The 15262-nt window shown below is 64.9% G+C and carries 12 protein-coding genes and 1 pseudogene; 3 read left to right on the plus strand and 10 right to left on the minus strand.

The genetic code is table 11. From position 1 onward, the window contains the following. Window positions 1-12: 12 nt before the first annotated feature. The 3 genes from Ga0102493_RS12285 to Ga0102493_RS12295 form a co-directional block, all read right to left on the minus strand. Window positions 13-960, minus strand: a complete 948-nt coding sequence (locus Ga0102493_RS12285) for an MlaD family protein (RefSeq protein ID WP_034903342.1) — start codon at window positions 958-960, stop codon at window positions 13-15. A gap of 68 nt (window positions 961-1028) precedes the next feature. Further along, window positions 1029-1862, minus strand: coding sequence for an ABC transporter ATP-binding protein (locus tag Ga0102493_RS12290; protein ID WP_034903339.1), 834 nt, complete (start codon window positions 1860-1862; stop codon window positions 1029-1031). Window positions 1863-1865: 3 nt separating this feature from the next. Then, window positions 1866-2978 (minus strand): ABC transporter permease, encoded by a 1113-nt coding sequence (locus tag Ga0102493_RS12295; protein WP_034903336.1) that lies wholly within the window; start codon window positions 2976-2978, stop codon window positions 1866-1868. 154 nt (window positions 2979-3132) lie between these two features. Here Ga0102493_RS12295 and Ga0102493_RS12300 point away from each other — a divergent pair, with 154 nt between their 5' ends. Further along, the gene (locus Ga0102493_RS12300; RefSeq protein ID WP_034903333.1) at window positions 3133-5904 is read left to right on the plus strand and encodes a valine--tRNA ligase; all 2772 of its coding nucleotides are present in this window, start codon (window positions 3133-3135) and stop codon (window positions 5902-5904) included. Window positions 5905-6066: 162 nt separating this feature from the next. On the opposite strand, the gene Ga0102493_RS12305 is transcribed toward Ga0102493_RS12300, so the two are convergent. Beyond that, on the minus strand, window positions 6067-7275 hold the full coding sequence (locus tag Ga0102493_RS12305; protein WP_034903331.1) for an energy transducer TonB: 1209 nt from the start codon (window positions 7273-7275) through the stop codon (window positions 6067-6069). A 458-nt stretch (window positions 7276-7733) separates the two neighbouring features. On the opposite strand from Ga0102493_RS12305, the gene Ga0102493_RS12310 reads away from it, so the two are divergent. Then, window positions 7734-8468, plus strand: a complete 735-nt coding sequence (locus Ga0102493_RS12310; protein ID WP_034903707.1) for a 7-carboxy-7-deazaguanine synthase QueE — start codon at window positions 7734-7736, stop codon at window positions 8466-8468. Window positions 8469-8528: 60 nt separating this feature from the next. Here the strand turns inward: Ga0102493_RS12310 and Ga0102493_RS12315 are convergent, their stop codons facing one another. The 6 genes and pseudogenes from Ga0102493_RS12315 to Ga0102493_RS16530 all read right to left on the minus strand — a co-directional run. Beyond that, the gene (locus Ga0102493_RS12315; RefSeq protein ID WP_034903329.1) at window positions 8529-10238 is read right to left on the minus strand and encodes an ATP-binding protein; all 1710 of its coding nucleotides are present in this window, start codon (window positions 10236-10238) and stop codon (window positions 8529-8531) included. 147 nt (window positions 10239-10385) lie between these two features. Further along, window positions 10386-11099 carry a TIGR02186 family protein gene (locus tag Ga0102493_RS12320; RefSeq protein WP_174544557.1) on the minus strand — a complete coding sequence of 238 codons (714 nt, stop codon included), beginning with the start codon at window positions 11097-11099 and terminating at the stop codon, window positions 10386-10388. A 47-nt stretch (window positions 11100-11146) separates the two neighbouring features. Continuing rightward, complete coding sequence (locus Ga0102493_RS12325) at window positions 11147-12061, minus strand: sulfite exporter TauE/SafE family protein (RefSeq protein WP_034903323.1); 915 nt, start codon at window positions 12059-12061, stop codon at window positions 11147-11149. Window positions 12062-12173: 112 nt separating this feature from the next. Continuing rightward, window positions 12174-12770, minus strand: a complete 597-nt coding sequence (locus Ga0102493_RS12330) for a hypothetical protein (protein ID WP_051697907.1) — start codon at window positions 12768-12770, stop codon at window positions 12174-12176. Between the two features lie 636 nt (window positions 12771-13406). After that, window positions 13407-14111, minus strand: coding sequence for a glycosyltransferase family protein (locus Ga0102493_RS16525; RefSeq protein ID WP_335661089.1), 705 nt, complete (start codon window positions 14109-14111; stop codon window positions 13407-13409). A gap of 38 nt (window positions 14112-14149) precedes the next feature. After that, window positions 14150-14737, minus strand: a pseudogene (locus Ga0102493_RS16530) (glycosyltransferase); the annotation flags it as partial. 46 nt (window positions 14738-14783) lie between these two features. Between Ga0102493_RS16530 and Ga0102493_RS16535 the strand changes: the two are divergent. Then, the gene (locus Ga0102493_RS16535; RefSeq protein ID WP_335661090.1) at window positions 14784-15026 is read left to right on the plus strand and encodes a hypothetical protein; all 243 of its coding nucleotides are present in this window, start codon (window positions 14784-14786) and stop codon (window positions 15024-15026) included. Window positions 15027-15262 lie beyond the last annotated feature (236 nt).

A 15262-nucleotide genomic window follows, 5' to 3' on the forward strand; every position in this document is an offset into this window, starting at 1 on the left:
CGCTTCATTGCCCTAATCCTCGTAATCCGGAAGCGTCCGGCCCTCGACCAGCGCGCCGACGCCTTCGCTTTCGAGCTTCTCGGTTATCGAGCGAAGCGAGCGGCTGGTCGCGCGCAGGTCCTGCAAGGTCGCCTCGGCGGCGGGCAGCGTGCCTTCGCGCAATTGCCGCGTCGCCGGCCGCACATCCTCGAGCGTCACCGCGAGCGCGTCGGCCGCCTTCGATGCCGATTGCAGCGTGCTGCGCAGCTCTTCGGCGAGCGATGAGCCTTCACCCTGCACCAGTTCGTCGGTGCTGCGGGTGAGGTCCTGGATCGCCTCCATCGTCTCGTTGAATTCCTGCATCGAGACGCGGAATTCCTCGAGATTGGCCTTCAGTTCGGGCGTCGCATCCGCGAGCCCCGCCGTCAGCCGATCGGTGTTGTAGAGGATATTGGTGATCTCCTTCTGGTTTTCCGGGCCCAGCAGGAGGTTGAGATTTTCGGTCAGGGTGGCGAGTCGTTCGAGCAGGACCGGCGCCGAATTGAGCAGCGCGTTGATGCCGCCGTCCTTGGGCGGGATGACCGGCCGGCCTTCGGGGCAGGCGGTTGTCTCGCAGGTGATCGCGGGCGCGTTCTTACGCGCGCCATCGAGCAGGATGGTCGAAACCCCGGTGAAGCTGGACTGGATCGTCGCCGTGGTCCCGACAAGGATCGGCACGTCTTCCTGCACCCGTATGCGCACGCGCACAAATTCGGGATCGTCTTCTGAAAGCGCGATGTCGGACACCTGGCCGACCGGAACGCCCGCGAAGGAGACCTGGCTCCCGCGCGCAAGGCCCGAGACGGTCTGACCATAGAAGATGTCGTATTCGCTCTGCGAGCCCTCGCCCGCGCGGGTCAGCCACACGATGAAGGCCGCCAGCGCCGCGAGCAGCACCAGCGTCACCGCGCCGACCCAGAGGTGGTTCGCCCGCGTTTCCATCTAGCAGCCTACTTCCATGAGCGTCCCTATGAACGCGGGCGGGGGGGCTTGTCCATGCCTCGCTCGCCTCATGCGCTGGTCCCTGCATCGCGGCTGCGCTGGTGAGCGCCCTGCGCCGCGCGCCCGCGCGGCCCATTGAAATATTCCTCGATCCAGAGATGCCCGGTCTCGACCAGTTCGGGGATCGTGCCAACCGCGATGATCTTCTTCTCGGCGATCACCGCGACCCGGTCGCAGGCTTCGTAGAGAGTGTCGAGGTCGTGGGTGATGAGAAAGACGGTAAGACCGAGCGTGTCGCGAAGGTCCACCGTCAGCCGGTCGAACTTGGCCGCCCCGATCGGGTCAAGGCCAGCTGTCGGCTCGTCGAGGAAAAGCAGTTCCGGATCGAGCGCAAGGGCGCGGGCAAGCCCGGCGCGCTTCTTCATCCCGCCCGACAATTCGCTCGGATACTTGGTCACCGCGCTTTCGGGAAGGCCCGAGAGCAGCACCTTGTAGCGCGCGATCTCGCGCCGCAAGTCGTCCGAGAGTTCGGGATAGAACTGCTTGAGCGGGGCCTCGACATTCTCGCCAACCGTCAGCGTCGAGAACAGCGCGCCGCCCTGGAACAGCACGCCCCAGCGGCTGCGTACCCCCACGCTTGCATCGGGATCGACCTCGGTGATGGCATGGCCGAGCACGTCGATATGACCCGCGGTTGGCTGTTGCAGTCCGATGATCGAGCGCATCAGCACCGATTTGCCGGAGCCCGACCCGCCGACGACGCCGAGGATCTCGCCGCGGTTCACGGTGAGGTCGAGACCGTCGTGCACGGTGAAATCGCCGAATCGGTTGACCAGCCCCTCGACCACGATGGGCGGGTCGTCGGAATGGCGTTCGTGGCCGGGATCGCGTTTGCCCGCCATGGCTCAACCCCAGCCGATCTCGGTGAAGAACACGGCGAAGAAGGCGTCGATCACGATCACCGCGAAGATTGCCGAGACCACCGCAAGCGTGGTGCGACTGCCGACTTCCTCCGAATTCCCGCGCACCTGCATTCCGTGATAGCACCCTGCAAGCGCGACAATGAGGCCGAACACCGGCGCCTTGATAAGCCCGACCCAAAGGTCATAGGTCGGCACGACCTCCTGGATCCGCTCGAGGAAGGTGAAGAAGGGTATGCCGAGCGCGAACTGGCCGACCACCGCCCCGCCCACGATCGCGACCATCGAGGCATAGAAGCCGAGCACGATCATCATGAAGGTCGCTGCCATGATGCGCGGCAGGACCAGCGCCTCGATCGGGGAAATGCCGATCGTGCGCATCGCGTCGATCTCCTCTGTCAGCTTCATCGTGCCCAATTGCGCGGCAAAGGCGCTGCCCGAACGACCCGCCACCATGATCGCGGTCATCAGCACGCCCAGCTCACGCAGGGTGATCCGCCCGACGAGATTGATGGTGAGCGATTCGGCCCCGAACTGTTCGAGCTGCACCGCGCCCTGCTGGGCGATGACGACCCCGATGAGGAAACTCATCAGGCCGATGATCGGCAGCGCGGCGACGCCGACGAGTTCCATCTGGCGCACCAGCGCGCGGTGGGGAAAGCGCGAGGGGTTGATCAGGATCGTCAGGAAGGCGAGTAGGACCTGGCCGAAGAAGCCGACCACGCCGATCACGCCCGCGCGCGCGGCAAAGACCTTTTCTCCGGTCGCGATGGGCACGCGCTCCCAGACAGGGGAGCGCTCCTCGGCGATGCCTTCGCCGCCCATGCCCTGGATCGCATCGAGCAGGTGGCCGGCGCGCTCGTCCGCTCCCTCGATCCGTGCGGAATGTTCATCGGCGAGGCGAGTGGCCACCCAGACGCCGACCGTGTCGATCTCGGTCACGCCGGACAGGTCGATGACCCCGATTTCCCCGGATAGCCGGCGCAGTTCCGGTTCGATCCGCCCGACGGTGGAGATCAGCAGCGGCCCGGACAGGACAAGGCGGCGGCCATCCTCTCCGGGGCCCTCTTCTAGCTCGTAATGCGCTGCCTCATCCATCGCGTGACGCTATGCGGACAAAGCGGCGCGGCCGCAACACCCTGACGCGGGGGCGGCCGTCACACGTGTTGCGCCGCACAAGGGGCTTTGGCATGGGGAAGCGAAGAAATGCACCGCCGGACGGGGGATGGTCCGGGCAACGACAAGAGAAAACATGACCCTACCCACCACTTTCAACCCCGCCGAGATAGAGGCACGCTGGTACGAACATTGGGAGACGAACGGCTGTTTCCGGCCCGAGCGGCCGGATGCCGAGGCCTTCACCATCGTCAATCCGCCGCCCAATGTGACCGGCTCGCTCCATATCGGCCATGCGCTGGACAACACGCTGCAGGACATCGTGATCCGTTATGAGCGCCTGCGTGGCAAGGACGCGCTGTGGGTGGTCGGGATGGACCATGCGGGGATCGCAACGCAGATGGTGGTCGAACGCCAGCTGGAGACGCGGCAGGACAAGCGCACCAACTACACCCGCGAGGAATTCGTCGAGAAGGTGTGGCAATGGAAGGAGGAGAGCGGCGGCTCGATCACGGGCCAGCTGCGCCGCCTTGGCTGTTCGATGGACTGGTCGAGAGAACAGTTCACGATGGACCCGCATTTCACCAAGGCCGTCACCAGGGTCTTCGTCGATCTCTACAATGACGGCCTCATCTATCGCGACAAGCGGCTGGTGAACTGGGACCCGAAACTGCGCACCGCGATCTCCGACCTGGAGGTCGAGCAGCAGACGATCTCGGGCAATTTCTGGCATTTCAAATACCCGCTCGAGGACGGCGTCACGCTAGATGACGGGCGCGATTACATCGAGGTCGCGACCACTCGTCCCGAAACGATGCTCGCCGACATGGCGGTCGCAGTCCACCCTGAGGACGAACGTTACGCCTCGGTCGTCGGCAAGCATGTCATCCTGCCCATCACCGGCCGCCGCGTGCCGATCGTCGCCGACGAGCACGCCGATCCCGAACTCGGCAGCGGTGCGGTGAAGATCACGCCGGGGCACGATTTCAACGATTTCGAGGTCGGAAAACGCGCCGGCATCGCGCCCGCCGACATGCTCAACATGTTTGATGGCGATGCCAACGTGGTCCAGACCGCCGACGGCCTGATCCCGCAGGAATTCATCGGCCTCCACCGCTTCCGCCGCGAAAAGGTCGCGAGCGAGGAAAAGGGGGCGCGCGAACTGGTGGTCGAGCGGATGAAGGAGCTCGGCTGCCTCATCCCGCATGTCGCGAAGACCAAGAAGGGCGAGGAGGTCGAGATGGACGCCGAACCGCGCCAGATCGCGACGCCATTCGGCGACCGCGGCGGCGTGGTGATCGAACCCTGGCTGACCGACCAGTGGTATGTCGATGTCGAAAAGCTCGCCAAGCGCCCGATCGAGGCGGTGCGTTCGGGCGAGGTCGAAATCGTGCCTGCAAGCTGGGAAAAGACCTTCTTCAACTGGATGGAGAACATCCTGCCCTGGTGCATCTCGCGCCAGCTGTGGTGGGGCCACCGGATCCCCGCCTGGTTCAGTCTCGACGGAGAGGTCTTCGTCGCGGAAACCTATGAAGAGGCGCAGGCCCAGGCGGGCGAAGGCGTCGCGCTGCAGCAGGACGCCGACGTGCTCGATACGTGGTTCTCCTCCGCCTTGTGGCCCTTTGCTACGCTGGGCTGGCCGGACAAGACCGACCTGTTCGAAAAGCATTATCCCAATTCGCTGCTCATCAGCGGCTTCGACATCCTGTTCTTCTGGGACGCGCGGATGCTGATGTGGGGCTATTACAATACCGGCGAGCGGCCCTGGGACCGGCTCTATCTTCACGGCCTCGTGCGCGCGCCCGACGGGCAGAAGATGTCGAAGTCCAAGGGCAATGTCGTCGACCCATTGGGCCTCATCGACCAGTACGGCGCGGATGCGCTGCGCTTCTTCATGGCGGCGATGGAAAGCCAGGGCCGCGACATCAAGATGGATGAAAAGCGGATCGAGGGATACCGCAATTTCGCGACCAAGCTGTGGAACGCGGCGCGTTTCTGCCAGTCGAACGGGATCGGCGCGTCGGGTTCCGTGAAGGCCCCGACCGCGCGGCTCGCGGCGAACCAGTGGATCATCGGCGAAGTCGCCGAAACCGCCCGCGCGATCGAGAAGGCGATGGAAGACCTGCGCTTCGATGCGGCGGCCAGCGCGATCTACCATTTCGTGTGGGACCGGTTCTGCGACTGGTATCTCGAACTGATCAAGCCGGTCTTTGGCGAAGGGGCAGACCCGGATGCCATGCCGGCGGTCGAGACGCGCGAGGTCGCAGGCTGGGCGCTCGACCAGATCCTCGTCATGCTGCATCCGTTCATGCCCTTCATCACCGAGGAGCTGTGGCACTCGCAGGCCGAGCTAGCGGGCGCGAAGCGGCCCTATGAGCTGATAGTCGCGAAGTGGCCCGAACCCGATGCCGAAGTCAGCAAGGCAGCGACCGACGCGATCGACTGGGTGATCGACCTCACCACCAATGTCCGCTCGGCGAAAAACGAGCTCGGCATCGCGCCCGGCGCGAAGCTGGCGGCCTTCGTGCCGTCCCCTTCCGATCTCGCCGCGAGCACGATCGAGCGCTCCAGCGCAGCGATCGAACGCCTCGCCCGGCTGACGCCGGTGACGCTCGGCGAGGCCCCGCAAGGCCCCGCGATGCAGGTGACGGCGCAGGCAGGATCTGAAGGGGCGGACGTGTTCGTCATCCCGCTCGAAGGCATCATCGACATCGAAGCGGAAAAAGCGCGCCTCGCCAAGGCGCTGGAGGCGAGCCGCAAGGAGGCAAAATCGCTCGAAGGCCGGCTCGGCAACCCGAACTTCGTCGAGAAGGCCAAACCCGAAGCGGTCGAAAAGGCGCGCGAGGACCATGCCCACCACACGAGCGAGATCGAGAGGCTGGAGGCGGCGCTGGCACGGCTGGGCTAGGTCCCGACTCCCCTTCTGGCGGGGCCGCTTAAGGAACAGGCATGAGAGGCTGCGAATGAGCGGATGTGGGCGGAACTCGAGCCGTCGGTTAGGTCGAGACTTTCCTCGAAATCCTGCGGGAATTCTCCGGAAAGGTTCGCCTGACCTGTTCGCAGGCGCCAACTAGCTTTCCGTATCCATGTCTCTCTTGTTCCTATCGAGGGAAAACGTGATCCTTTCGATGCAGCGCGTTTGTGCCTCCTTGGCCGGTTCAAAGCGCGCCGACAATAGCACAGCCTCTCCCGCTGCCCCGAATTCCTCGCTGGGCTGGGCTGACAGCACAGCTACATTTCTGATGGCCCCGTCGGACCCAACGTCGAACCCAAGCACAGCCCAGCCTTCGATCGCGCGATCATTGTAGGGCTGCGGGAATGTGAGCTTGGGGGCGACGGCCCAGCGGCGTTGGGCACGGCAATCTTGATATCCCGGAAAGCTTTCCGTTTCCCTTGCAGGAGGCGCGGGGATCACGTCCGGATTGCGCCACCATGGCGCAACGCATCCGGTGCGCGGCCCACCGGCGAAACGGCTGCGGCTGACGGCGCGGCGCGCTTCCTCGTCGAGATCGTCATGCCCGGAGGAGGCGATGACAGCAACATTCGCAGGTGCGCCATCGGCCTCGATGTCGAAGCTGGTCAAGCTCCATTTGCGAGCACCACGGACGCCGGGAATCTTGCGCCAGTCCGGGTATGCGCGAAGCAGGAAGGCTGGCCATCCGACAGCGTTACAGTTTGACCCGCCGAGCCGATCAAGCTGCGATGGAGAAAACCTGAAGCCAGGCGCTGCGCCGATCCTTGCCAGCTCCACCAGCGTGAGTTCGTCTGCTTCGACATATTCCGGCGTGTAGGTAATGCGGCAGCCGGTCTGCGGCGACTGTGCTGCAAACCGGCTAGCGCGGAGCGACGGCATGAGATCGCGGATCGTCAAACTCTTGAGAAAGTTATCGGCTGAGAGCTTCAGGGTGCCTCGCTCAGGTTCAAAGGAAATCTCAAACTTCCCCTCGACATAGCCGCCCTCAAGCGCCCTGATGTCAATGGCGCGCCCCGTCTCGTCGATCCCGAATCCGATGGTGACGGGAAAATCCTGGAGTATCTCCGCAGCGAATTGCGGCCGAGGGGCAACCCATTCCACAGCCTCGACGGCTCCGTTGGCGCAGGTAACCGCGGCGTTCTGCCAAAAGAGCGCAAACTCTCCGGAAACTTGCGGGGACAACTTCATCGACAGCTGGTTTGTGCTCGGTACGACGGCCACCTTCGGCTGTTCGTCGGCGCGCAATGTCTGCGATGTCAGCGCCAAAGCGATTGCAACGGTGCTTGCGATTGCATTTCTTACCATGGCGACACCATTCAATTCATGATCATCCCTAAGACAGCATCAAAGCCCGGGGCTATCGAGTAAAGCGAAAATTCCCCGTGATGCTTGGCACTTGCGGAACAATTTCTGCCGCTATGCTGCATCTAGGATCCGATGGAATGTTTGCTCGGCTCCGTTATCTTACAGTGGTTCAGTTCATCATCCAGAGCGCCGCCGATGTCCACACAGGGGTCGCTAGCCGACAGTCCGCATTCGCCCAAAAACCTTCCCAAGCCGCCGCGCCCGGCTTGCAAAATTTCCTATGCCTTCGTTTCGTGCCATAGGCGGGGCATGAGCGTTCGCCCCGGTCCCGCCTCAAGGCCCCTTCCCCCTGTTCGTCCGCGAGCCGTTCGTGCGGCCGAACACCTGTTCGCACGGCTTTTTCCGACCGCCTACAAAGTTTGCGGGGCGTCAATTTCTTCACCATCGCGAAGCAAGCCATGAGCCTCGTCCTCGCCACCGACAATGCGGGCGCGCCCGAAATCTTCGCTTCGCTCCAGGGCGAGGGGCCGAGCACGGGGCGCCCCGTCGCCTTCGTCCGGCTGTCTCGCTGCAATCTTGCCTGCACGTGGTGCGACACGGCCTATACGTGGCGCTTTGAAGGTGACAATCGCCCGCATCGCGACGACACCGTCTATGATCGCAAGGCGAACCAAGTCGCGCTCTCACCGGCCGATGCGGCGGAGCAGATCGCGGCGCTGGGTCAGGACCGGCTCGTCATCACCGGGGGCGAACCGCTGCTGCAGGGCGGCAAACTCGCCGAGATGCTCGAACACCTGCCCGACATGACTGTCGAGATCGAAACGAACGGCACGGTGAAAGCTCCGCCGAGGCTGGACGTGAGAATCGACCAGTACAATGTCAGCCCCAAGCTTTCGCATAGCGGCAATCCAGCCGAGCTTGCGCTCGTCGCCGAAAGGCTCGACGATTACGCGACCGACAGCCGCGCCTTCTTCAAATTCGTGATCGCCTCGCCCGAGGACGTGAGCGAGGTGCTCGCGCTGCGAGACCGCTACCGCTTGCGCCCCTGCCACGTCTTCCTGATGGCCGAGGGGAGGGACAGCAGGACCCAGCGCGCGCGGCATGAATGGCTCGCGCCCCTATGCCTCGAACACGGTTTCCGCATGAGCGACCGGATGCACATCCACCTCTACGGGGACACGCGGGGGACATGATGGCCTAAGCGCACCCGCCCGCGACCGGGTGAGCTGCCCCCGGCCCTGGAGGCGCGAATTCTACCCCTGCGAACGCCAGCGAAGAACGACGCGCTGAACGAGTTCCTCCTCGCCGCCGCTGTGGTTCCACAGTTCGGCAAAGCTCGGGTCTTCCGAGGCCGGCCGCTTGTGCTCCTCGAGATTGTCGAAGGTCACGCGAATGGGGATCGCGACGCCTTCGCCGCAAATGATGCATTCGCGGTTGCGAAGCGCGGGAATCGAATCGAGGAAGCCGCGCGCGCCTTCGGGCATGGCCGCCTTGACGAAGGCCTGGTCGCGGTCGTTGTTGAGACGCATCGAGATGATCGTGCCGCATTGAGAGAGCACGCCCTCGGCAAGGTCGGACGGACGCTGTGTGATGAGGCCAAGGCTGATGCCGTATTTGCGGCCTTCTTTCGCGATCCGGCCGAGGATCTTGGCGACCGAGGAACCGTCGGCGTGCTTTTCGGAGGGCACGTAGCGGTGCGCTTCCTCGCAAACGAGCAGGATAGGCCGGGTCTTTTCCTCGCGCCCCCAGATCGCGAAATCGAAGACGAGGCGGCTGAGCACCGCGACCACGGTCGAGGTGATGTCCGACGGAACGCCCGACACGTCGATGATCGAGATGGGCTTGCCGTCGCCGGGCATGCGGAAGACCTTGGAGATGAACTGCGTCATGGTGTCGCCCACCAGCATGCCCGAGAACATGAACTGGTAGCGCGGATCGGCCTTGAGCTCCTCGAGCTTGCCCTTGATCCGCATGTAGGGCGCCGACGAGTTCGCCTTGTCGAGCTTGCCCATCTCGTCCTGCAGGATGTTGGAAAGGTCCGACAGGAGATAGGGGATCGGGGAATCGACCGTGATCTTGCCCATCGTCTCGGCGAGCCGGTTCTTGGACCGCGCGCCGAGCAGGCATTTCGCGAGGATGTCCATGTCGACCTGGCGTTCATTGCCGTCGCTGGTCAGCAGGACTTCGCAATGTTCCTCGAAATTCATCAGCCAGTAGGGCATCTGCAGGTTCGACACGTCGAAGATCTGGCCCGTCTGGCGGAACGCGGCGGAATATTCGCCGTGCGGGTCGATCATGACGATATGGCCTTCGGGCGCGGCCTCGCAGATGCGGTGCAGGATCAGCGCGGCGCTGGTCGATTTGCCGGTGCCGGTAGAGCCGAGCAGCGCAAAGTGCTTGCCCAGCATGGCGTCGATGTAAAGCCCGGCCCGGATGTCCCTGGTCGGGAATACCTTGCCGATCGTGATGTTGGCGCGCCCGTCGCTGGCATAGATCTGTTCGAGATCCTTGGTCGTCGCCGGATAGACCATCGCGCCGGGAATCGGATAACGGGTGACCCCGCGCTTGAAGCCATGGATGCGCCCGGTCAGCTTTTCCTCAGCCCCTTCGCCGAGAAAGTCGATATGGGCGATGATCCCGCCCTCGGTTCGGCGGTCCTTGCGCTGGTCGCGCACGCTGGCAAGCAACCAGGCATCGCCCACCCGGATCTTGATCTGGCTGCCGACCTGTCCGGCGAGCGCGATGGAAGGATCGGGGTCCTCCATGCATTCATTGATGCGCTGCAGGTCGAAGGCGATCTGCGAGCCGGAACCCGAAATCTCGAGCACGACGCCGATAGGCAGGCGCGCATTTTCCTGGGCCTCGCCGTAGTCCTCATCCACCTGCGGAATGTCCGGTTCACTCGAGCCGAGCGACGGCTCTCCGGTGAAGCGATCGAATTCGTGCTTGCCCATGTCGGCCATTTTCGGCTGTTCCCTGCCCGTTTCCGTCTGCAAACGACCCGGCTTGGCCGGGGCCCTGCCGACCCGCGGCCGGCGCGTCCTTGATACCGGGATCGGGGTTAAGAACGCGTCAACGGAGCGAGCGCTCGCGGTCCCTTCATCCGTCTCTCAGATGCGTGAGAAGAGGCGCCCGGCAAGCCAGCCCATCCCCACCGAAAGCACGATCGCGCCAAGCCCGTAAAGCAGCGACCAGCGCTGTGAGGCGGCGACGACCTGTCCTTCGAGGCCGACCTTGACCACTTCGATGTCAGCCGTCGCCGAAGCGAGCACGCGGCCGCCCGCGATGGCGAAGGTTTCCGCGGTGTATTGCCCGGTCGTCACGTTCGACGGCAGCGTGATCCGCGCCTGATAGAGCACGCCCTCGCTGATCCGCACCCCGTCCGGGTCCTGTTTGTAGAGCCCGCCGCGCCGCCGCATCTCCACAAGGCCGCGGGTGAAGCGGGTCTGCTCCTCCGGATCGATCTCGCCGGTCGGGGAAAACTGGATGAAATCGGTGCCGAGTTCGTAGATCGCGGCGGTCAGCGGATCGACGATCTCCTCTACCGGGCGAGAGGACGCGACGGCGAAGAAGGACGGGGCGGAACGGAAATCGGTCGATCCCGCATTCATCCAGATGCCCGCAATGCGCTCCTTCTCGCGGATGCGGACCGGTTCGGTCGGGCCCTTGAGCACCACGACGATGTCGTGATCGGTCCCCGTGCCCGGCCCGTCCGGATCGATGATCGCGCCGTAAAGGAGCAGGTTTGCGCCGGTGAAACCCTGCCTCACCTCGATCCGCGACTGGCTCACCTCCGGGACCAGCACCGGCTCGCGCTGGCCCATCAGGACCGGCGCGGCGAGCGCGAGCAGGAAGGCTGCCTCTATTCTCCTCAAAGGGGATCCACCGTGTAGATTTCGTCCGGCTGCACGCCGAGGCCATAAAGCATCCTGAGAGCGATAAAGAGCACGATCGCCGCCAGCACCAGCCGCAGCAATTCGGGCCGCGCCTTCATCGCGATCTGCGTGCCGAACTGCGCACCCATCACCGACCCAAGCAGCAGCAGGCCGGCCAGCACGATGTCGACTGCCTTCGTCGTGAGCGCATGGGTCATTGTCGTCACCATGGTCACGAAAAGGATCTGAAACAGCGAGGTGCCGACCACGACATTGCCGCTCATGCCGAGGATGTAGAGCATCGCAGGGACCAGCATGAAGCCGCCGCCCACGCCCATCAGCATGGTCAGGATACCGACCAGCGTGCCGAGTATAAGGGGCGCGAGCGGGGAGATGTAGAGGCCCGAGGCATAGAACCGCCAGCGGAACGGGAGCCCTGCGACGAGCGGGTGATGGCGGCGCTTTCTCGGTTGGGTGTCGCCTCCGCCCTTGCCCGGCCTCAGCGCGGTGATCGCCTCGCGCATCATCAGCCAGCCGATCGTGCCGAGCATGATGACGTAGAGCATGTTGATGACGACATCGATCTGGCCCAGCGCCTGCAGCAGCCGGAACAGGACTGCGCCGATCAGGGCGCCGATCACCCCGCCGCCGACCATCACCGCGCCCATCCGGTAATCCACACCGCCGCGGCGGCTGTGGGCGAAGACGCCCGAAACGCTTGCTCCCGTCACCTGGGTCGCGGCGGACGCCGCCGCGACGGTGGGCGGGATGCCGTAAAAGATCAGCAACGGCGTCGTCAGGAAACCGCCGCCAACGCCGAACAGGCCCGACAGGATACCCGTCAACCCGCCTAGCAGCACGATGAAGAGACCGTTCACCGAGAGATTCGCAATGGGCAGGTAGACGTCCATGAACGCCGCCCTAGCCCAGCGCGAGGACGGTTGAAAGACACCGCAAGCCGCCCGATTCCACCGATTTGGCAAAGGCCAAGGTCGTGGGGCCAGAGCTGCAGGGCCGGTGCCCTCAGAACCTCGTCGAAACCGTTGCGGCCACTCCCGAAGCGGGCGCCGCGTCTCCGCCGACGCGCTCGCGCCAGTCGATCGAGACGCGTGCCGGCACCTCGCCAACCTTGAGATCGAGCCGCATGGTTGGGCCGATGTCGACCCGGTTCGCCCCTTCCTGCGCGCCGCCCCACGCCCCGCCCCCGATGCTAAGACGGATCGGGTTGTCCGGACTCGAACTCCACCGCAGGACTTCGCGGGTGAGAGCGACCTGACCGTCGGCGAAAGCGGTCGCCGCCTCGCCGCCGACATAGCCGGCCTGCGCATAGGCTTCGAGCGCGAGGTCGAAAGGAAGCCTGACGGGCGCCAATTCGGTGACGGCGAACGCGCTGGGGCGCAATTCAGTTGCAAAGGGGCCGTCGGTTACCCGCAGCTCGCCCGCGAAACGGATCGGGACGCTCGGCAACGGCCGCGCGGATGCGCCGATCGCGAGTTCGTTCTCGCCCTGGGTGACGAGCGCGCGATAAGCCCGTGCATAGACCCTTGGATCGTACGGTGAGGACGGGCGGGCGCGCCATTGCAGATTCGCGCCGATCTGGCTCGCCCCGTATATCGGCACGCGACCCTGCGAAATCGGCGCGGCATCCGACCCTTCGCGCAGGAACGCCCAGCCATCGAGCGACCAGCGGTCGGCGGGCGCCGGTGAAGAGGCTGGGCCCGGTGGTGCCGAAGTGGCAGTCGCAGCCGCACGGGGCGGAGCAAAGGGAGGCGGATTTGCACTCGCCGGTGTCACGAAACCCTCCGCCGAGCGCGATTGCGTGAAGGCAGCGGGGCTGAAGGTCGAGCGTATCGTCGCTGCAAAAAGGCGTTGGTGGGCGAGCGAGAGGGACCCGCCTGCCCGCGTGGCCGGGGATTGCCCGCGTGAAGCAGGACCACCAGACGCCGTCTGCCGGGGCCCCGTCTGTCGGGCCGTGCTGCCCCCCGGATCGTCCTGCAAGCCGATTCGTGCGCGGGCGGCCGCGCGCTCCGCGGTTGAAAAGCGTGGATGGGCAGGACGGCATTTTCGGCCACGCGCCTGCGCCAGAGGCAACCGGGCCTTCTTCCATCAGGCTCGCGAATTCGAATGGTTGCGGCTCGGCGAGCGGGTTTCGCCAGAATGTGGCGCGGCCAGCGACCCAGGCAGCGACAAGCACCCCAAGCACGGCCAGCGGCCGCCCGCGCGGACGCCCCTTTCCGCTTGCGGGAGCATTCGCCATCACGAAGCGGCCAGCCCTTTGCCGGCATCGGACCCCGTCCGGTTCCGGGCGCTGGGCCGTGAGTTACCGACCGATAGGCGCGCGGGCAGACCGCCTGACGGATAGGCGAGCCGCGGTGCGGAACCTGCGATACCGATCTGGGCCGCTCCCGTGCGCAAACCCTCGTTCATCGACCGGCTTTCGTGGGGCGTCTTGTCCCACCCGATAGCGCGTCCGGCGAGCGTCTTCGCATAAGCGGTGACCGCCCGCCGTCCGGCGAGAATCGCGACCCTATTGGCAAGCGGGATCCGCAGCACCGCACGCAGGCCCTCGCTCAGGCCGTGAACGCTCGCGGTGAAGGCGAGGCGCCACGCCGCGCGCCAGGCAAAGGCCGCCAGATTGGCGACCAGCAACGCCTCGATCAGCGGGCTCACAGCGAGCAGTGGAGCCAGCCCCGCCGCATGCGCACCCCAAAGCACCGCCGTCAGGACCAGCAGCACATAGCCAAGCGAAAGCACCAGTGCCGTAAGCGGTCCGCGCCGGTCGCGCCCGCGCATCCATATCTCGAGCGGGCTGCGCGTCCAGGCGACCCGGTCCCAGCCCTGCAGCGCGATGCCGTGAATCCATCGGGTCTTCTGGCGCACGACGGTTTCGAGCCGTGCCGGGAACAGCGCACGGGTGGCAATAAGGCGCCCGTCTTCCTGCGCGCGCGCACGAACCGGCACGCCCCGCCGCATTCGGCAACGGCAAGACCGAGCTCGTAATCCTCGGTCAGCGAATCCGCGTCGAACGGCATCGGCCGCGTCTTGGTGTCCCCTTCGTGAGCGTTGACCCTCCGTTCGTCGGCCCGCTCGCAAAACAATTCGAGCGAAGCGCGCGCGACGGCGCAGCCGACTCCGGCGGCGGGCAATGCGGCCCCTAGCGCGTCACGTACCACCATTGCCTTGCCATGCGATTCGGCAAATTCCTCGCAGTAATGGCTGCCGAGATGGCGACGCTGGAAACCGTTCGCGCGCTGGACGATCGGCTCCACCGGCAATTGCGCTAAAGCCGTGCCGCGCGCGATCGCGACATCCAGCAGTCCGAGCCCTGCGGGATCGACGAGATCCTCCGCATCGTGGAAAACGACCATCGCGAAACGTTCGCCCATGCGCCGTTCGTCGGCGCACAGCGCACGATAGAGGCGGTTGAGGCAATCGGCCTTGGTCTAGGGCCCGTCGCGATCATGGATCACGATCCTCAGCCGGTCGTCTCCCGTCGCCGCGTTCATCGCGGCAGCGATCGTCTCGGGATCGTTGCGATAGCAGCCGACATAGACGCGCAGATCCGCCTGCGGCCAGGCCGTGAGCATGTGCGCGAGCGTTTCACGGATGACGGAGGCTTCGGACCAGGCCGGGATGAAAACCGCCGCGCGGCCGCGCAGCCTGCGCGCGCGCAATTCATCGCGATCGAAACGCGCAGTCTTTGCCCGGCCGTTCAGCCTGAGCCACAGCCAAACCAGATCGACCGCGATGTCGTCGATCGCCCCGATCAGGAAAAATCCCCGCCGCGAAAAGCAGCAATTCGTGCTGGAGCACGGCCAGCACCTGCCAGAAATACAGCTCTGTGAATGTCAAGGCGACCCCCTTAACCTGTGTTAGCTTATCGCTGACACAGGTTGCCTGCAATAGTGACGAAGAGGGCCGGTGGGACTTGACAATTTCTGAAGGTCACCGGCGAAAAACCGCAATCCCCTTTTCAGCAATTTTCGCTCGGCGAGGCGTCGGTGCGGCATTGCGCGCAGCCCGGTTGCGGCGGAATTTCACTTTGACGGCGCTGATGCGATGCGCAAAGGACCTCAGCGGGGCGCAACCTTCCCGTCCTGCCGCACGTCACT

The sequence above is a fragment of the Erythrobacter litoralis genome (genome assembly GCF_001719165.1).
GTDB lineage: Bacteria > Pseudomonadota > Alphaproteobacteria > Sphingomonadales > Sphingomonadaceae > Erythrobacter > Erythrobacter litoralis.